Origin of the sequence: Natronomonas aquatica (assembly GCF_024449025.1) — an archaeon.
Classification (GTDB): domain Archaea; phylum Halobacteriota; class Halobacteria; order Halobacteriales; family Haloarculaceae; genus Natronomonas; species Natronomonas aquatica.
Map to the genome: position 1 here is coordinate 263605 of NZ_JAHLKM010000001.1, position 18055 is coordinate 281659.

General features: G+C 65.1%; 21 protein-coding genes and 1 tRNA gene. 12 read left to right on the forward strand and 10 right to left on the reverse strand.

Features of this window, described 5'->3' with window-relative positions:
* The first annotated feature begins 71 nt into the window (after positions 1–71).
* Both KM295_RS01430 and KM295_RS01435 read left to right on the forward strand, forming a co-directional pair.
* A complete protein-coding gene (locus tag KM295_RS01430; RefSeq protein WP_256028082.1) occupies positions 72–458 on the forward strand; it encodes a zinc ribbon domain-containing protein in 387 nt (128 codons plus the stop codon).
* A gap of 49 nt (positions 459–507) precedes the next feature.
* The gene (locus tag KM295_RS01435) at positions 508–1182 is read left to right on the forward strand and encodes a hypothetical protein (RefSeq protein WP_256028083.1); all 675 of its coding nucleotides are present in this window, start codon (positions 508–510) and stop codon (positions 1180–1182) included.
* 6 nt (positions 1183–1188) lie between these two features.
* Here KM295_RS01435 and KM295_RS01440 read toward each other — a convergent pair whose 3' ends face one another.
* Entirely contained in the window at positions 1189–2025 is an 837-nt protein-coding gene (locus tag KM295_RS01440; RefSeq protein WP_256028084.1) for a DUF7504 family protein, read from the reverse strand.
* 332 nt (positions 2026–2357) lie between these two features.
* On the opposite strand from KM295_RS01440, the gene KM295_RS01445 reads away from it, so the two are divergent.
* From KM295_RS01445 to KM295_RS01455, 3 genes are all read left to right on the forward strand, one after another.
* On the forward strand, positions 2358–3680 hold the full coding sequence (locus KM295_RS01445; protein WP_256028085.1) for a HEAT repeat domain-containing protein: 1323 nt from the start codon (positions 2358–2360) through the stop codon (positions 3678–3680).
* A gap of 101 nt (positions 3681–3781) precedes the next feature.
* Positions 3782–4867, forward strand: coding sequence for a geranylgeranyl reductase family protein (locus tag KM295_RS01450; protein WP_256028086.1), 1086 nt, complete (start codon positions 3782–3784; stop codon positions 4865–4867).
* A 25-nt stretch (positions 4868–4892) separates the two neighbouring features.
* Positions 4893–5471 carry a DUF6663 family protein gene (locus tag KM295_RS01455; protein WP_256028087.1) on the forward strand — a complete coding sequence of 193 codons (579 nt, stop codon included), beginning with the start codon at positions 4893–4895 and terminating at the stop codon, positions 5469–5471.
* On the opposite strand, the gene KM295_RS01460 is transcribed toward KM295_RS01455, so the two are convergent.
* Positions 5465–6418, reverse strand: a complete 954-nt coding sequence (locus KM295_RS01460; protein ID WP_256028088.1) for an alpha/beta hydrolase — start codon at positions 6416–6418, stop codon at positions 5465–5467. The two genes, KM295_RS01455 and KM295_RS01460, sit on opposite strands and share 7 nt — an antisense overlap.
* A gap of 49 nt (positions 6419–6467) precedes the next feature.
* Entirely contained in the window at positions 6468–6827 is a 360-nt protein-coding gene (locus KM295_RS01465) for a response regulator (RefSeq protein ID WP_256028089.1), read from the reverse strand.
* Between the two features lie 116 nt (positions 6828–6943).
* Between KM295_RS01465 and KM295_RS01470 the strand changes: the two genes are divergently transcribed.
* The 5 genes from KM295_RS01470 (at position 6944) to KM295_RS01490 (ending at position 9350) form a co-directional block, all read left to right on the forward strand.
* On the forward strand, positions 6944–7363 hold the full coding sequence (locus KM295_RS01470) for an acyl-CoA thioesterase (protein ID WP_256028090.1): 420 nt from the start codon (positions 6944–6946) through the stop codon (positions 7361–7363).
* Positions 7364–7421: 58 nt separating this feature from the next.
* Positions 7422–7811: a DUF8159 domain-containing protein gene (locus KM295_RS01475; protein WP_256028091.1), complete on the forward strand. Its 390-nt coding sequence runs from the start codon at positions 7422–7424 to the stop codon at positions 7809–7811.
* 98 nt (positions 7812–7909) lie between these two features.
* Positions 7910–8671: an SDR family NAD(P)-dependent oxidoreductase gene (locus KM295_RS01480; protein WP_256028092.1), complete on the forward strand. Its 762-nt coding sequence runs from the start codon at positions 7910–7912 to the stop codon at positions 8669–8671.
* 80 nt (positions 8672–8751) lie between these two features.
* A complete protein-coding gene (locus KM295_RS01485; protein WP_256028093.1) occupies positions 8752–8940 on the forward strand; it encodes a DUF7333 family protein in 189 nt (62 codons plus the stop codon).
* Between the two features lie 83 nt (positions 8941–9023).
* Positions 9024–9350, forward strand: coding sequence for an SDR family NAD(P)-dependent oxidoreductase (locus KM295_RS01490; protein ID WP_256028094.1), 327 nt, complete (start codon positions 9024–9026; stop codon positions 9348–9350).
* Between the two features lie 539 nt (positions 9351–9889).
* Here the strand turns inward: KM295_RS01490 and KM295_RS01495 are convergent.
* Complete coding sequence (locus tag KM295_RS01495) at positions 9890–10981, reverse strand: aminopeptidase (RefSeq protein ID WP_256028095.1); 1092 nt, start codon at positions 10979–10981, stop codon at positions 9890–9892.
* A 133-nt stretch (positions 10982–11114) separates the two neighbouring features.
* Between KM295_RS01495 and KM295_RS01500 the strand changes: the two genes are divergently transcribed.
* Both KM295_RS01500 and KM295_RS01505 read left to right on the forward strand, forming a co-directional pair.
* Positions 11115–11423: a DUF7562 family protein gene (locus KM295_RS01500; protein WP_256028096.1), complete on the forward strand. Its 309-nt coding sequence runs from the start codon at positions 11115–11117 to the stop codon at positions 11421–11423.
* A 47-nt stretch (positions 11424–11470) separates the two neighbouring features.
* The gene (locus tag KM295_RS01505) at positions 11471–12775 is read left to right on the forward strand and encodes a ribonuclease catalytic domain-containing protein (RefSeq protein ID WP_256028097.1); all 1305 of its coding nucleotides are present in this window, start codon (positions 11471–11473) and stop codon (positions 12773–12775) included.
* Between the two features lie 4 nt (positions 12776–12779).
* Here the strand turns inward: KM295_RS01505 and KM295_RS01510 are convergent, their stop codons facing one another.
* From KM295_RS01510 to ligA, 6 genes are all read right to left on the reverse strand, one after another.
* A complete protein-coding gene (locus tag KM295_RS01510; protein ID WP_256028098.1) occupies positions 12780–13238 on the reverse strand; it encodes a pyridoxamine 5'-phosphate oxidase family protein in 459 nt (152 codons plus the stop codon).
* Positions 13239–13260: 22 nt separating this feature from the next.
* Positions 13261–13689, reverse strand: a complete 429-nt coding sequence (locus KM295_RS01515) for a group I intron-associated PD-(D/E)XK endonuclease (RefSeq protein ID WP_256028099.1) — start codon at positions 13687–13689, stop codon at positions 13261–13263.
* Positions 13690–13796: 107 nt separating this feature from the next.
* Positions 13797–13869 (reverse strand) — tRNA-Asp (locus KM295_RS01520).
* A gap of 104 nt (positions 13870–13973) precedes the next feature.
* A complete protein-coding gene (radA, locus tag KM295_RS01525; protein ID WP_256028100.1) occupies positions 13974–15011 on the reverse strand; it encodes a DNA repair and recombination protein RadA in 1038 nt (345 codons plus the stop codon).
* A gap of 131 nt (positions 15012–15142) precedes the next feature.
* Complete coding sequence (gene pspAB, locus KM295_RS01530; protein ID WP_256028101.1) at positions 15143–15745, reverse strand: PspA-associated protein PspAB; 603 nt, start codon at positions 15743–15745, stop codon at positions 15143–15145.
* A gap of 211 nt (positions 15746–15956) precedes the next feature.
* Positions 15957–18032, reverse strand: coding sequence for an NAD-dependent DNA ligase LigA (gene ligA / locus KM295_RS01535; RefSeq protein WP_256028102.1), 2076 nt, complete (start codon positions 18030–18032; stop codon positions 15957–15959).
* Between the last annotated feature and the right edge of the window lie 23 nt (positions 18033–18055).

The following is an 18055-nucleotide window of genomic DNA, read 5'->3' on the forward strand; positions in this document are numbered from 1 at the left end:
TCGCGGTTCAGTTTCCGATACTGAGTCGGAGCGAAAGTTGATTTATACTGGCGGAGTAGAGCCGAACGACTATGCCGTCGTGTCGGAACTGTGGCACCGGGGTAAAGGACAGCGACAACTTCTGTCCGACGTGTGCGACGCCGCAGAACGACGAAGCGAGCCGACGGCTCAACGAGTATATCGACAAACGGGCCCGAGGGCTGGGCGGCGGGGGCCACGGGCCCGACGGCCTCCGGCGTCGGCTGCAGTACGCCGTCGGCTACGTGGCGCTCGTCGCCGGTCTGACGACGCTGACTGCCGGCGCCGGGGTCTTTTTTCTCCTCGCGGGGCTGGTCGTGCTCCCGCCGGTACAGTCTCTCGCCGAGACACAGCTGGGTCGACCGCTCGGAGACCGGCCGACCGCGGCCGCCGCCGGAGCGCTCTTCGTCGCCGGGACCGCGGCGTTCGTCTTCGTCTGATCGACGCGTCGGCCTGCAAACTTATTCCACTGGACTGTGAGGGACCGGTATGGAACCCGTCAGTATCGGGCTAGTCCTCGTGGGGCTGGCGCTAGTGTTCTTCGGAGCAGCGCTTTCTGTGTATGCGACCGCGCTTTTGGGCTTTCTCATCGGCGGCTTCGGCGGGTACGTCGTCGCACCACAGGTCCTGGGCACGCTCGGTGCGAGCGGGCCCGTCGGGCTGGCCGTCGCCGTCGTCCTCGGGGGCGGGCTCGGGGCCGCCCTGGCGTACGTCGCCCTCTCGTTTGCGACCTCGATCCCCGCCTTCGTCGTCGGCGCCTACATCGGGCTGTACGTCGTCACGCCGATCTTCACCGAGGGCGGTCTCGTCCGGTATCTCGTGATGATCCTCGGCGGGGCCGTCGGCGCCCTGCTGGGCTTTACGCTCACGAAGTTCGCGCTGATGTTCATCACCGCCTTCATCGGCTCGGCGTTCGCCTCGCGGTCGCTCACGGTCGCGGATTTCACCGCGGTCCGCGACAACGTCTCGCTCGATCCAGTCCTGTTCGATCCGCTCGGATCGACGCCGATCCTCGGGTTCGAACTGCCGCTTTTCGGGATCCTGTTCGTCCTCGGCGTCCTCTCACAGATCGGGCTGTTCAAGCTCGGGTGGGTCACCCGCCTCGCGGCGGTTCTACCCGGGATCGGACGGGTACTCGGGAACGGGAGCGGCGACGAGGCCTGACCCGGATCAGCGTTCGGCGGTGAAGACCTTCGAGTCGACGTGAAGTTCGAGATCGATCTGCTCCTCGAGGACGTTCAGTGCGCTCGATATCCGGGGGTGGGCCGCGACGTAGAGGTGTGCGATCGCGCCGACCTCCTCCAGTCGCCCCGAGAGCATGCTGACGAAGTCGTAGGTCGTCCGCAGATCGAACGACTGGACGATATCCGAGAGGATGTCGAACTCGACCGATACCGTCCGCCCCGGGGTGTAGTGGGCGTCGATGACGCGGGAGATCGTCTCGCCGAGATCGCTCGGGCCGAGCCGCCGGTCGAGTTCGACGAGTTCGATCGGGGCCGAGGCGAGATCGAGATCGAGATCGGGGGCGAACCCCCCCTCGAGGGGACGGCGCTTCGTCGTCATGACGACCGTCCGTCCGGGCCACCCCTCGAGCCGCCGGTGGAGCAGCCGTATCCGCGCTTTCGGCTTTTTGGTGACGACGATCGCCAGATCGCTCCCGGCGAGGAAATGGATCCGGGCGTTGTCCGCGACGTCGCTTTCGGTCGGCGCCTTCACCAGGACGTTCCCGCTGCGGCCGATCTCGGCGGCGATGTGTGCGTTTCCCTCGATCGCGTTCCGGGCGTGTTCGCCGAGATGCTCCGTGAACGCATCGGTTATCGACGCTTCGTCGTGTTCCTTCCCGGTCGCGCCACAGTAGGGACACGACCACTGCAACCGGAAATCAGCCTTCACTACGCGTCCGGAGTGGTGATCGAACAGGTGCGACCCGATCGTCCGATCGAGCCGTTCGCGGCTGTCCGACCAGGCCGAGAACCCACAGTGTCGGCATCGCCATTTGTGTACCATGTCTACCGGATCGCTCCCGTCCGGTCGGTCGGTTCGGGATTATTTAACCCGTCGGACAGTATCGTTCACCGAGGGTCCAATCCGGGGCCGAAAGCGTCGTCGGATCGATCGATACCGTCCGTAGATTGAAATATACGAGAACGGAAACACCGCCGTGAACCGTATCGGTACCACACGACGGGCGGGGTCAGCGGGGAAACGCCGACCGGCCGCCGGGACAGGGACGGAGGCGGGAACGGGAACGGGAACCGGACCGAGAACGGGAACCGGAACGAGGACCGGAACGAAGACGGGAACGGGAACGCCGGGGGCCTGATCACGGATCGCACAGCATGAACTCGAGAAAGACCGACAGCGACGGATCAGGAAACTGGCTGGATCGGCTGGAGGACGCGGAGTTCTCGGAGACCGACGAGAGGATCGACGGATCGGTGCTCGAACCGCCGATCGACGGCGGCGACGTCCCGGAACTGTGCCGACTCCTGGCGGGTGCAGACCGGCCGGCGATCAGACGGAGCGCGGCCGAGGCGCTCGGCAGTCTGGCCGGGACAGAGACGGAGTATTCGACGCGTCTCTTCGAGGCGCTACGGCGGGCGGCGCTCGGGGACGACGACCCGACGGTACGGGCGGCGGCGATCGACGCGCTGTACGGCCACGATCCGGGGGAGATCGACCGGCTGGCGGGGACGATACGGCGGTCACTCGAACGCAACGGCGAGGCCGGGACGGAAGCGTTCTTCCGTCGCTGGCTGGCCGCCGATCGGGCGGGGTTCCGGCTGGTCGCCGCGGCCGCGATGGGCGATATCGCCGACGGGAGCGTCCGGGCGGACCTCGAAGCTTCGTTCGACGATCCGGACCGCCGGGTCCGGACGCGCGCGATCGAAGCCTACGGCGGGATCGACGGGGCGGACGCCGAACCGCTCGCGGGGATGTTGCGGGCCGACGATCGGATGGTCCGCCGGGCGGCGGCCGAAGCGCTCGCGGCTATCGGCACCGAGGCGGCGCTCTCGGCGCTTTTGCCCGCCGCGGAGGCGGACGACGAGAGACTGCGGCGGATCGCGGTCGAACGGCTCGGCGGGCTGGACCGAAAACGGACCGCGGACGTCCTCACGAAAGCAGTCCGGGACCGATCACGGACCGTCCGTCGGGAAGCGATCGGGTCGCTGATCGAACTCTACACCGACGGGGACTCGGTACGTCCCGCGGAGGTCCGGGACCGCCTAGTCGAGGGTTCGAAACCGGCCGAGACGGCCGAACTAGCGGATCTGCTGGCCGACGTCGTGACCACGAGGGGAGAGGGGGACGGCGGCGAGCGGCCGGCGATCAGACGACAGGCGGCCTGGCTTCTCGGCGAAGCCACGGACCGCACGGACCGGGCGGACGTTCACTGCCGGCTCGTCGACGCACTCGATAGCCCGGACGAACCCGCCGCGGAGATCGCAGCGGCGTACCTGCGGAGACTTGAGGGCGAAAAGCTCGAGGCGGAGCTCCGCTCGGCGAGCAGGGCTCCGGACCTCACTCCCGAAGCCAGATCCCGGGCGGAGTCGGTGCTCGATTCGATCAAGCGGAACGCCGCCGCCGAGATCGAGAGCCGATCGATCGAGTACACGTACGTCAGACGCCCCGACGACTACACGGAGAAACACGGCGACTGAGACGGGATCGGAGACCGGCCGGGGATCGAGGGGTACCGACCGGAACCGACCGGCCGTGGCGTTGCGGTGGATATTTGACCGCTGGCCGCTCCCTATCGTGTATGTACGACGTCCTCGTCGTGGGTGCCGGCCCGTCGGGGTCGCGGTTCGCCCGGTCGGCCGCCGAAGTGGGCCGCGATGTGCTGGTCTTAGAATCCGGCGAGATCGGCCAGCCGCTGGCCTGTTCGGGCCACGTCAGCCTCGATATCTGGGATTTCGTTCCGAGATCGGCCCGCGAGCGACTCCGACAAAACGAGGTCTCCGGCGCCCGGTTCCACCTCGGCGGCGCCGACAGCCGGGCGTACCGGTTTTATAAGACGGGAGTCGTCTCGAACACGATCGACCGGGTCGAACTCGACCGAACGCTCGCCGAGTGTGCCCGCGAAGCCGGCGCGAGGATCCGGACCGGACACACCGTCACGGGCGTCGAGGAACGCCCCGACCGCGTCGAGGTGACGGCGGCGGGGCCGGACGGTGTCGAACGCTTCGAGGCGCGGCTCGTCTGTGGCGCCGACGGCCCCCGATCGAAGGTCCGGAGCCAGCTCGGACTGCCGGAACCGGCGGAACTGTTACACGGTGTTTTGGGGTTCGACCCCCGGGCCGACCACGAGGACTTCGTCGACGTTCACCTGACCGTGCCGCGTTTTTTCGCCTGGCGGATCCCCCGCGGTGAGGCGGGCGTCGAGTACGGGCTGGCGGTCCCGCCGGGCGAGAACGCCGCCGGCCGGTTCGACGAACTGGTCGACGACTACGACGCCGACATCGAACGCCGGTGTTCGGGCGCGATCCCGATCGGTCCACCCGACCGGACGGTCGGAACGAGGAGTTTCCTCGTCGGGGACGCTGCCGGCCAGACCAAACCCTTCACCGGCGGCGGTATTCTCTACGGGATGCGGGCGGCCGACGTCGCGGCGGAGACGATCGACCCGGACAACCCGGCGACGGTACAGGAGTACGAACACGCCTGGCGGTCGGAGCTGGGTCGCGATCAGGCGATCGGGAAGGCGATCCGGGCCGGCTACTCGCTTCCCGAACCGATACAGCGGGTCGGTCTCCGGACACTCTCCGGGGAGATCGGCGTCCACATGGACCGACCGACGTCGCTTTTCTCGCTCGAACAGCTCCGGGCGATGCTGTCGTGGAGATGATCCGATCCCGGCGCGGAGAGAAACCATGAACACGGACGCCAACGGGGACATGCCGGGACACACTGAGGGCCCGTTCCGCGTACTTCCGGGGCGGAACGACGACGAGTGGCTGCTTCTCGACGTCACGTCGGCCGATCCGGTCTACGTTCCCCGCTCGGCGGTTCCGGACGTCTCGGTCGGCAACCGGATCGACGGAACGCTCGAGTGGGGGGGCGAGGAACCGACGCTCGTCGACGCGACCGTCGAATCGACGACCCGGTTCAGGTTCCGCCGGACCGACGAGCCGATCTTCGAGGCCGCGACGTCCTGTTTCGAGGCCGCGCGGGCGACCGGCGACGCGATGGGTTCGCGGGTGACCTACGACACCGATCGCAACCCCAACGGGGTCCTCTACACTTTCGCCGCCCAGCCGGGAGAACGGGACCTCTTTGCGGAGTTCGAGGACGGGACGAAACCGCTCGAACCGCTCGTCGCCCGCGCCGCCGAGAACGCCGATCCGCCCTTCTCGGTGTGGGTTCTCGATCCGGACGAGCCGTTCGTCGCCGTGTATATCGTTCTCGATCCCGACGGACTCTTGGCGCAGACGATGGCCGATACCTACTGATCGACGCCGAAGGCCGTCCGGAGCTGCGAGGCGATATCCTCGATCGCCCGGTCGGCCCCCTCGAGGTGTTCGTAGAGGCTGAGAAACGCGTGGATCTGTGACTCATAGTGGAGCCGCGTCGTCCCGACGCCCGCGGCCTCGAGCCGATCGGCGTAGGCTCGCCCCTCGTCGACGAGCGGATCGAACCCGGCCGTCAGGACCGTCGCCGGGGGCAGCCCCGAGAGGTCCCGCGCCCGGATCGGGAACGCGTACTGGTTCCCGAGATCCGCGGGATCGGTGTACTGCTCGTGGTACCACTCGATGCTGTCGATCTCGAGGAAGTATCCCGTTCCGTTCTCGTCGTAGGAGTCGAACCACCGCAGCTCGGGGTGGCTGACGGCCGGATACAACAGAAGCTGGTGGGACAGTTCCGGCCCGTTTCGGTCGCGGGCCGCAAGCGCGACGGCCGCAGCGAGGTTCCCGCCGGCGCTGTCGCCGCCGACCGCGACCCGGTCGGGATCGCCGCCGAGATCGGCCGCGTGCGTCGCGGCCCACTCGGTCGCGGCATAACAGTCCTCGAAGCCCGCCGGGAACGGGTGTTCGGGGGCGCGCCGGTACTCGACGGAGACGACGAGACAGCCGGCGTCGTTCGTCAGCCGCCGGCAGAGCCCGTCGTAGGCCTCGATCGAGCCCCGGACCCAGCCCCCGCCGTGAAAGAAAACGAAAACGGGGAACGGGCCCTCCCCCGCCGGTGCGTAGAGCCGAAGCGGGATCGGGCCCTCGGGCCCCTGGATCTCGATGTCGGTCCGCTCGCCGACCGGTTCGGGGTCCTCGACGGCAAACAGCTCCTCTAAGAGCTGTCGGCCGGCGTCGACCGAAAGCGTCGACGATGGGGGGGCGATCCCCGATCCGAGTTCCTCGAGCAGTGCGGCAGCCTGTGGGTCGAGTTCGTCGTCGCGTGCTGACATGCGTTCACACACGGGACGACGGCTTGTTATACCCTATTATCGGACACGATCAGGTACAGAGCCTCCTCGCGGTATCGAGGAGGTCCTCCTCGTCGAACGGCTTGGTGACGTACTCGTCGGCGCCGGCGCGGACGGCTTCTTTCATCTTTTCGGCCTGCTCGACGCTCGTACACATCATCACCTTCGTCTCGTCGGTCATCGATTTGATGTGACCGGTGGCTTCGACGCCGTCCATCTCGGGCATCATGATGTCCATGGTCACCAGATCCGGCTCGGTCGACTCGAACAGCTCGATGGCCTCGCGGCCGTTTTCCGCCTGGCCGACCACCTCGAAGCGGTCCCCGAGCGCGCCGGTGATGATCGTCCGCTGCAGCGAGGAATCGTCGACGACGAGTACGGTTCGGGTCATGGATGGGCGTACTTGCCGGGAATACGGATCGGGATTATATAATCGCCCGAGCGATATCGGGCGCCGATACCGCGGGAACCTGCGGATTTATCCCGTCACCGGACACCCGGAGCGGTATGGACGCAGTCTACGAGAACACCGTCCGGTTCGAGGAAACGGACGCTCAGGGGATCGTCTTCTACGGCAACTACGCGACCTATCAGGACGAGACGTTCACCGAATACCTCGCGGCCGTCGGCCACCCCTACGACGAGATACGCGACCGCGGCTGGGACCTCCACGTGGTCAACATGGAGTTGAATTACCGCAAGCCGGCCCGGTTCCGCGACCGGTTGTCCAACTCGATGCGGGTGCATCGGATCGAACAATCCAGTATCGGGTTCGAATACGAGTGTCACAACGCCGACGGCGAGCTTCTCGTCGACGGGACGGTCACCCACGTCGTCGTCGACGACTCCGGATCGCCGACCGACGTTCCGACGGAGCTCCGAGAGGCGGTTCTCGACTATCAGGACGACCCACCGGAGGGCGTCTGAAGGATCCGTCCGTCGACGCGTCGGCAGTTTCTTTTCGATCGCTCCCCGAACCTGCGATATGGACGCCTCCGAGATCGTCGCCAGACTCGAGTTGAACCTGATGAGTCTGGGGATCTACGTCGAGCGACACGACCGCGAGTCGGGGACGCTCCACGTCGAGTACGAGACCGCCGACGCGGGCCTGACACAGGTGGATCTCGGCCACGTCAGCACGGAGCTGCGGGACGCCTACGAAGACGGCTGGAAGCCCGAAGACTGCCGGTTTTGGGTGTTCGATACGGAGGGTGGATTCCACGGCGAGTGGTTCCTCCGGGCCGGCTGGCTCCGGGCCCTAGAGCGGGGCGATCTCACCGAGACCGATTTCTCGACGCTCGTGCTCTCGGCGAGAGAGCCGGCCGAGGAGCCGCCGGCCGAGGTGCCGGCGTTCGGCGGCGACACCCCAGCGTGAGCCGCCTAAAAAAAGCGACGGCAGGGCCGAATGGGTCGGAGCCCAAACATCGGATCGCTCCCGGCAGAATTTATGCCGGCGCCGGGCGACACGAAACCATGCGATTCGAAAACGAGACGGTGTTGATCACCGGCGCCGGCGCCGGGATCGGCCGTGAGACCGCGCTGAGGATCGCCGACGAGGGGGGGTTCGTGGTCGTCACCGACGTGGACGAAGACGGCGGCGACGGAACCGTCGAGGCGATCGAGGACGCCGGCGGCGAGGCCGTCTTTCAGGAACTCGACGTGACCGACGCCGACGCCTTCGAGGCGGTCGTCGCGACGGCGACCGAGGAGTACGGGCTCGACGGGCTCGTCAACAACGCCGGGGTCATCCAATCGCCGGCGGACACCGAGGACGTGAGCGAATCGACCTTCGAACACGTTATCGACGTGAACGTCCGGGGCGTCTGGAACGGGTGTCGGGCCGCCCTGCCGCGTTTCAAATCGCAGGGCGGCGGTTCGATCGTCAACGTCGGGTCGCTGGCGTCGTTTCTCGGGCTGCCCAAACAGTCGGCCTACTCGCTGAGCAAGGGCGCAGTGATGAACTTCACCCGATCGGTCGCCGCGGAGGCGGGGAGCGAGGGTGTCCGGGCGAACGCCGTCTGTCCGGGGTTCGTCGAGACCTCGATGGGCGAGGCGTACTTCGAGTCGATGCCCGACCCCGAGAAGGCCAAAGAGCGGGCGAAGCGTCAGTACCCGCTCGGTCGGCTCGCCCGCCCCGGGGAAGTCGCCGACGCGATCGCCTTCCTGCTCTCCGAGGAAGCGTCCTTCATCACGGGACACGGTCTCGTCGTCGACGGCGGGTACTCGGTGAGTTGAATCGGTCCGATCTCGGTCGTGATCACGATCCCTGTTCCGGAACTCGAAGGATTATACGCCCACCGATCCAATCCGCTGGCATGGAATTCAGTCTGCCCGTCTCGCTCGGCGCGCTGCTCGCGATCGTAGTCGTCGGGATCGGCGGCCTCGTCGGCGGCGGCATGATGGCCCTCGAGACGACGCTCATGATGGTCGCGCCGTCGATGCTCGTCTTCGGTTTGATCGCGTTCGCGCTGGGGATGAAACACGGGGAGTATCGTACGAGCTGAGAGCGATACTGTCGGCGTCGGCCGTTCGGCGATCGAGCGGACGCGACGAGGGAACTTGTCACATCTCCGGATGAGCACCCCCCATGGTAGGGACAATCGAAAGCGACGCCGTCATCGTCACCGGAGCGAGTTCGGGAATCGGCCGGGAGGGCGTCAACGTGACGCTCGCCCGGGAGGGCATCGACGTGGCGCTCGCCGCCTGCCGCGAAGAGCGACTCGAAGAACTCGCCGACCGGGTCGAATCCGAAACGGACGCCGAGGAGGACGCGATCGCGACGTACCGGGAGCTGATCGATACCGCCGGGGCGGCCGACGACCCCGTCACCGAGGACCTCGCCGTGCCGATCCTCTCCGACGGAGAGGTCCATCGTACCGAGTTCCGCGGGTTCCGGACGGAGTATCGGGACTGAGAACGGCCGGATCCGAACCGCGGGCGGTCGAGGACCACGCCTCCGGGTGAGGGGTAGCGGAATGCTCGGTTCCCGGACGAAGCGGGGAAACTGCCGAGACGTTTTCTTCGGTAGGCTTTCGTTCGGTGTTCGTACTCCATCGCACGCAGTTACTGCCAAAGCCATAAATTTTATACCAATTCGGACTATGTATGTAATTGTAATGCTCGTTGATAAATACGTGCGTTCATCGTTCAACGCGAAAACCGAACGAAGACGCACGAAACCATATCCCGATACGCCGAAGGGGGGATCCCGCCAGGCCCGGTGACCGCGCGGTAGAACGGCTCAGGCACCTGCTGTCCAGTGGTCGGTTCGAAATAGATCCATCGGCACAAACCGTTGCCTGTCGGTTCGCTCAGCATACGTCCGACCACTCCCTGTCTTCGGTGGGACCGCCATCCCGTCGATGCCCACTCATGGGGCACCCTTTTTCGACCGCGGCGTCTCGACGTCAGCGGTGGCTCCGCGTCCCTCCCGAAAACGTTCAGAAAGCGACGCTACGCCTCGAAGCCCGATTCGAACCGAAACGTCCCGTCGCGCTGGACGATCTCGCCGTCGACTTCGATGAACGAGTCTTCCGACATGTCGACGATCATATCGACGTGGACCGCCGACTCGTTGGCCTCCCGGTCTTCGCCGACACACTCGTCGTAGGCGCGGCCGACCGCCATGTGGACGGTATCGCCCATCTTCTCGTCGAAGAGCATGTTGTAGGTGAACCGATCGATATCGCGGTTCATCCCGATCCCGAGTTCGCCAAGCCGGGCGGCGCCGGGGTCGGTGTTCAACACCTCGGTCAGGAGGTCCCCGTTCTTTTCGGCGGCGTGGTCGACGACTTCTCCGCCCTCGAAGACGAGGTGGGCATCCGTGATCTCCCGACCCTGGTGATACAGCGGCAGATCGAAGAGCACCTCCCCCTCGACGCTGTCGGGAACGGGCGCGGTGAAGACCTCCCCACCGGGGAGGTTCTTTTCGGCGTGATCGTTGAGCGTCTTCATGCCGTCGAGCGACATCCTGACGTCTGTCGTCTCGCCGCTTTTGATCTGGATCTCGCTGGCGGGATCGAGGATCTCGACCATCCGTTCTTGATGTTCGCGCTGGGCGTCCCAGTCTTTGTTGATCGCGTCCCACACGAAGTTCTCGTAGGCTTCGGTACTCATGTTCGCGAGCTGGGCGTTCCCCGGCGAGGGGAACTGCGTGAGACACCACCGCCGCGAGAGGGCGGCCTCCTGGACGGGCTGGTTGGCCTTCGAGTGGGCGGCCTGCTTTTCGGGGGCGACGTCGCTTTGCTCGGTCGCGTTCGTCTCCCCGCGGACGCGGATCAACACGTCGCTTTCCTCGTAGAGAGCCTTCGTGTGCGTCGGCGTCTCGAGGTCGTCGGCGTCGACCGAACGGAGGTAGGCCCGCTGTGCCCGGCTGTCGCTGGCGAGATACGTCGGCGTCGCCCCGCGGTCGCCGACGGCCTTATGGAGTGCGACGGCCAGATCCTCGGCCACGCTCGGGGCGCTGATGACGACGTTGTCGCCCGCCTGTACGTCCGTCGAGTGATCGACGATGATCTCGGCGTGTTCGCGGATCCGTGGATCCATACCGGTTGTCGGGCCGGAGGCGTCTATACGCTTGTGGTGGCGGCTCGCAAGCGGAGAGGACCGGGAGGACCCGTCGTCAGTCGGCGCTGCGACGAGAGATACGACTAAGTCCCACCACTGCCAAACGCGTGATATGTGGCGGCGGGAGGACACGGACGTCACCTGTATCGCGTGCGGGGAGACGCTCGACCGCGCCGACGCCCGCGAGTACGACAAACACGGCGACCGCTGGAACCGCCGCGAAAAGACCTTCGAACACCTGTGTAAACCCTGCTACCGGGAGCTGTGCCACCAGCCGCGGGAGGGGCTCGAGGCACTGCTCGTCGGGCTGGAGGGGGACCCCGTTACCGGAAGGGAATTCGTCGAACGCTACTATGAGGCCCTCGAGGAAGGGATCGAGGAGCCGGACGGCGAAGACGGCAGACACGACGGGAAACGCTGACCCCCTCCCTCGCAACGACTAACTGTACCACCGCCCAACCGTCCGGTATGAGTGACCGCGACGAGCAGGCCTACGCCGGCACGGCGGAGGGACAGGGCCCCGTCAGAATCGACGAGGAACTCGCCCGCCACCTCGAGAACAAACGCGAGGAACTCTTCGAGGAGTTCGAGATCCGCGACGAGTTTCCGAACGAGGTACTCACCGAGGCCGAAGAGCGAGCCTCGGATCCCGAAGGCGACATCGAGGCGGAACTGGAGGACCGGCGGGATCTCCGTGATCTGACGACGTGGACGACCGATCCCGCCGACGCCCAGGACTTCGACGACGCGATCTCGGTCGAACGGACCGATGAGGGATACCGGCTGTGGGTCCACATCGCTGACGTCACCCACTACGTGAACCCGGAGACGACGATGTGGGAGGAGGCACAGAAGCGCGGAAACACCGTCTATCTGCCCGCCTATACCGTCCACATGCTCCCGCCGATCCTCGCCGAGACCGTCTGCTCTCTGGTCCCCAACGAGGACCGACTCGCCCACACCGTCGAGATGCACATCGACGGGGAGACGCTCTCACACGAGTCGATCGACATCTACAAGTCCGTCATCCACTCCGACGCCCGCCAGACGTACAACGACTGCGAGGACCGCCTCGAGGATCCCGACGCGCCGCTGTACGAGGAGAACAACCTCGCGTACGAACTCGCCGAACGGCTCCACGAACAGCGCAAGGAGGACGGCTCGCTCGTGTTGAACCCCAAACGCGACCGGGCCCACACCATCATCGAGGAGTGTATGCTGAAGGCCAACAAGGCCGTCACCCACGAACTCCAGTGGAACCGGGGGCTGGAGGCGATGTTCCGCGTCCACCCCCAGCCGACGCCACAGGAGTGGGACGAGGCGCTCCAGGAGATCCAGGACCTCGACGGCGTCTCCATCCCCGGTGACGCGTGGGACGACCCCCGGAAGGCGGTCAACGCGACGCTCGAGGAAGCGCCCGGACGACAACTCGATAAGATCCAGTGGGCCGTGATGAAAGTGATGCCGCGAGCCAAGTACATGTCGGATCCCTTCGGCGGCCATCACGCGCTGAACTTCGAGATCTACGGGCACTTCACCTCGCCGATCCGGCGGCTCTCGGATCTTGTCAACCACTGGATCATCTACACGAACGAGGTCCCCGAGGGGATCGCCGACCTCTGTGATCACGCCAGCGACAAACAGAAGGACGGAGAAACCTGCGAGCGGATCTACAAGGATTTCCTGGAGGAGGTCGGGCTGGATCCCCACGCGGTCAACAACCGCGGGATCGAGGTCGTCGAGGATTCCGCTGACGCCGAGTATACAGTCTGACAGATCACTCCTCCGTCGTCACGTCCGCCATCCGTTCGGTGAAATCCCACGTGTAGAGTTTACTCGGTTCGATCCGGATCCGGACTTCCTCGCGGCCGGCATCGAGCAGCCAAGTCGCGAGTTCGTTGTCCGTGCCGTCGAGGTACCGAATCAAAAGCCTCTCGAGCAACGCCTTGTCCTCGTCGGGTTCGATCGTCGCCGTCCCGGCCCCTCGAACGCCCTTGTACGGCGGCCGGTTGTCGGAGATCTCGAAGGCGACGTCGGGGGTGGCATCCAGATAGCGGACGATATCGGCATCAGCACCGGTCGCACAGTGGAGTGTCCCGTCCTCGTAGCGATACCAAAGCGACAGCATCCACAACCCGCCGGCGGGCGTCCGACACGCCAGCCGGATCGGAACGGTCGCCTCCGCGAGATAGGATTCGGCTTCCGCCTCCGACCACGCGCCAGTCCACGTCGGCATACGTTGGGTACGGGACGAGATACTAATTACCTGACGGGATATTCCCTCGGTACTCGTAATTCCTTGCCCAGTTTATCGACGGGTGGTTCAGATCGGCTTCAAACCGGAGTTCCATTTTTTGTTTGGTCGCTTCGTCGATAGAGATCCAGTATAGTTGCTCGGTTTCGGGATACCGAACGACGAACGCGTCAATCTCGTCGTGATATGTCTTTTCGTGGTATTCCCCGTTCGCCGTCGTCTGTGAGTGTGTATTGAACCGGATGGTCTCCGGCTTGTTTTCCCATGCTGTTTTGCACTGAATACGGTGCAGTTTTCCGCTGTCATCAACGATCAGATCGTACTTGTCGTTGTCCCCAAACGGAACCGAAACGCTGTATCCGTCCGAGATCAGTTCGTGGATTATTTTTGATTCGGTCGCATCTCCGCGGTGCTTGGTGTTTTGATCGGCCAATGCATCTGACGACAGACGAGGGAATGATAAAACAACATCATCGCGTAACGACTGAGAACAACAGCAGGACACGTGTAAGTAGTCATCGCGATTCGTCGAAAGAAGAGCGCCCGAGGCGGGATTTGAACCCGCGTCACAACCGTGACAGGGTTGTATGATGGGCCACTACACCACCCGGGCTCCCTGCACTATCGGGTAGCCGGGTTCGAACCTTAAGGCTTTCCAAAGGGCCGTGCCGCGGTTCGGTCTCACATGCCGGGGCGACGGCCGTCAGTGTTCGACGGTTACTCCGGTTTGAGCCCCTCGCCCTGGACGCGCATGACGGCCTCGCCGTCCGGGAGGTTCGGCGCGTCGACGAGCTTGACGATCCGTTTGTCCGCCTTCGATTTCTTTAGATACATCCGGAACGTGGATTTGTGCCCGAGGATGTTGCCGCCGATGGGCTTGGTCGGGTCGCCGAAGAAGGAGTCGGGGTTCGACTGGACCTGGTTCGTGACGACGGTGGCGGCGTTATAGAGGTTTCCGACCCGGTCGATGTCGTGGAGGTGTTTGTTGAGTTTCTGCTGGCGGTCTGCGAGTTCGCCACGGCCGACGTACTCGGCCCGGAAGTGAGCGGTCAACGAGTCGACGCAGACCAGCCGGACTGGATACTCGTCGTCCTCGTGTTCGGCGGCGATCTCCTGGGCCTTCTCGGCGAGTAAGATCTGGTGGTTGGAGTTGAACGCCTTCGCGACGTGGATCTTGTCGAGGAACGCCTCGACGAGTTCCTCCATCGCGTCCTCGTCGTCGGGCGTGCCGTCGATATCTCGGTCCTCCATGGCCGCCTCGATGGCTTCCTCGGGGAGCCCGCGAACCATTTCGTCGATCCGTTCCGGGCGGAAGGTATCCTCGCTGTCGATGAAGACACAGCGACCGTGCAGACCGCCGGCGTCGGCCGGAAGCTGGACGTTCACCGCGAGTTGGTGGGTGACCTGGGATTTGCCGGCGCCGAACTCGCCGTACACTTCGGTGATCGACTGGGTCTCGACGCCACCGCCGAGCATGTCGTCGATCTCCGGAATGAGCCACTCGAGTTTGCCGATCTGTTCCCGCCGTTCCAGAACGTCCGATCCGGTCTCGAAGCTGCCGATGTCGGCGGCCTCGCGGGCAGCCTGGATGATGTCGTTGGCGTTGGATTCGCCGACATCGGCGGTGTTCGAGAGCTCGCCGGGGCTGGCGACCGCGATGCTCTGATACGATTCGTAACCGTTCTCCCGGAGCTTGTCCGCCGTCGCCGGGCCGACGCCCGGCAGTTCCTCTAGGTCTTCTGCGCTTGCTGCCATACCTGTCGTTGTGTCCGCCCGGTACATAAAGTCTCGTTAACAGCTTACTGAAAGTGAAACCGCAGGACACCACGCATCCGAAAACCGAGAGGGTCCGAAACTTTAGGAGGAAAGAGCGACCGGCGACGGATTCATCCCCACGGGTGGGCATCGCCCTCTGGCCACATGGGATACCAGTAGGCGGTATCGTCCTCGGTGTTCAGTTCGCCGTCGAGGTTGCTCTCGAGTTTGAACTCGACCCGTTCGTCCCGCTCTCGGCCGCCAGCGGGGACGAACGGGTAATACGCGCCGCGCCGGAAGGAGTAGATCCAGTACGCGGTCGTCCCCTCGCGTTCGAACGCGAAAAGCGCCGCGAGCAACCGGGATCCGAACCCCGCCTCGATGAGGGTCTCGGCAGCGAAGTGGACGCTCGTGACGAGGTCCTCGAAGTCCCGGTCGCGAAGCACGATCCAGTGATACCCGTGGCTGTCCTCGATGAACGAGGCCGTCGTTCCCGTCTCCTCCTCGCCGAGTTCCAGGACCGCCTCGACTTCCCGTCGTGCGTCCCGGAACGCGGTGCTGTCGACGTTCGCGAAACAGAGCGCCGCGTCGCCGGTCGGTTCGAAACCCAGATCCGCTTCCATGGTCAGATACGCCGTCGACATCCCGAAGAGATCCTCGGGGTCGGCCTCCCGCGCCGCGTCCGTTTCCGCACTCAATCCGAGCGCCTGCCGGATCGTATCGAAAACACCCATCGTGTGTATCCCGAACGCGACGGGCAAAGTACGTTACCGTCACCCCGGAGGTCGTGATCGAGTGGAGGCGGGGCCGGACATCCAATTTATATACGAGGACGCGGCCACCGCCCGTATGCGCTGAGCGATCGTCGGTGATCCGCCGGGGCGGGAGGGTGCGAAAGCACCGTAGCGGAACACGGGTCACCGGAAGAGCTGTTCCGCCTGTTCGCTACGGTTCGACGCCGTATTCGGAAAGCAACCTCCGGAAATCGGATTCCTCGAGCGTCGGAACGTCGTTGTCGGCGGCAGCTTCGCGTTTGCTCCGGCCGGGGTTGTCCCCGGCGACGAGATAGTCGGTGTTTCCCGAGACGCTCGAGGTCGCCGAACCGCCGTGGCGTTCGACCAGTGATTGAGCTTCATCTCGGGTCCATCCCTCGAGCGATCCGGTGAAGACGAACGTTAGCCCCTCGAGGGCGTCATCGGCAGTTTCGGCCGACTCGGGATCGATCCCTCGATCGCGGAGCGTCGCGATGACGTCGCGGTTCCGGTCGCTTTCGAAGAACTCCCGGATCTCGGCGGCAGTCTTCGGCCCGATCCCCTCGACATCCCGGAGTTCGTCCTCGTCGGCTTCGAGAACTGCCTCGAGCGTTCCGAAGTAGCGGGCGAGATCACCGGCGGTCGTCCCGCCGACGCCCGGAACGCCGAGCGCAGCCAGAAAATCCGAAAGCGGCGGTCGCTTGCTCGCTTCGAGTTCCGAAAGCAGGTTCGCCGCGCTCGTTTCCCCCCAGCCGTCGAGTCCCGCGAGTTCCGTCTCCGAGAGCGTATACAGGTCCGGAAGCGATTCGACGAGACCGGCCTCGAGCAGCTGATCGACCGCCTTCTCGCCGAGTCCCTCGATGTCGAGACCGGAGCGGGACGCGTAGTGCTGGATCGCCCGCCGCAGTTGGGCCGGACAGCCGATCCCGCCGGTACAGAACGCCAGCGGTCCCTCCCGTTCGATCGGGCTCTCACAGACCGGACACCGATCGGGGAGTTCGAACGATCCGTCCTCGGCGTGATCGACCACCGTCTCGACGTAGGGGATCACGTCCCCGGCGCGTTTGATCCGAACCGTATCGCCGACGTTGACGCCGAGTTCGGCGATCTGTTCGGGGTTGTGAAGCGTCGCCCGCGACACCTCGACGCCCGAAACCTCGACCGGATCGAGCAACGCGACCGGAGTTATCCGGCCGGTTCGGCCGACCTGAACGACGATATCGCGGACCGTCGTCTCCTCGGTACGGGCCGGGAACTTGTAGGCAAATGCCCACCGCGGCGCACGCGCGGTCGATCCCAGACGTTCACAGGCGTCCAGCTGGTCGAGTTTGATCACGGTACCGTCGATCTCGTAACCGAGGTCGTCCCGTCGATCGAGCATCCGGTCGCGGAACGCGATCGCACCGTCGATGTCCTCGACGGGCTCGGTGTGTCCGTCGGTGTGGAATCCCCACCTGTCGACGGCCCGGTGTTCCTCGAGCCGTGTCTCGAAACCGGTCCCGCCGTCGTCGAGGATTCCGAAGACGAAACAGTCCAGCGGGCGTTCGGCCGTCACCGACGGGTCGAGTTGGCGGAGGGTTCCGGCGGCGGCGTTTCGCGGGTTCGCGAACGGATCCTCGCCGCGCTCGATGCGATCGCGATTGTACGCTTGGAACGCTTCCTTCGGCATGAAGACCTCGCCGCGAACGGCCAGAAACGACGGATAATCGCCGCGGAGTTCCAGCGGAACAGACCGGGTCGTCCGGACGTTCTCGGTCACGTCGTCACCACGCTCGCCGTCGCCGCGGGTCGCCGCGCGCTCGAGGGCCCCGTTTTCGTAGACGAGTTCGACCGAGAGGCCGTCGAACTTCGGCTCACAGAGATACCGGATCGGCCCCTCGTAGCCCGCCTCCGCCAGTCGGTCCCGGACGCGGTCGTCGAAGTCCCGAACGTCCGTCTGCTCGCCGGAGGAATCGATCGACCGCATCGGACGGACGTGTTCGACGGTCTCGAGTTCGTCGATCGGTTCACCGCCGACGCGCTGTGTGGGACTGGTCTCCGAGCGGAGACCGAAGGCGTCCTCGAGCGTCTCCAGGCGCTCGAAGAGCCGGTCGTAGGCCCGATCGGAGATGGCTGGATCGGCCTGCCGGTAATACCGGTGATCGTGGTACCGGATCGCTTCCCGCAGTAGCTCGATCTGCGTTTTCGCCTCGGGTTCCTCGAGATCCTCGGGAGGTGTAAAGTCGGTTGGGGGATCCCGAACGTACGGGTTGTCCTGCGGTTCCTCCATCGGCGAAGGCTTCGGGAGGGATG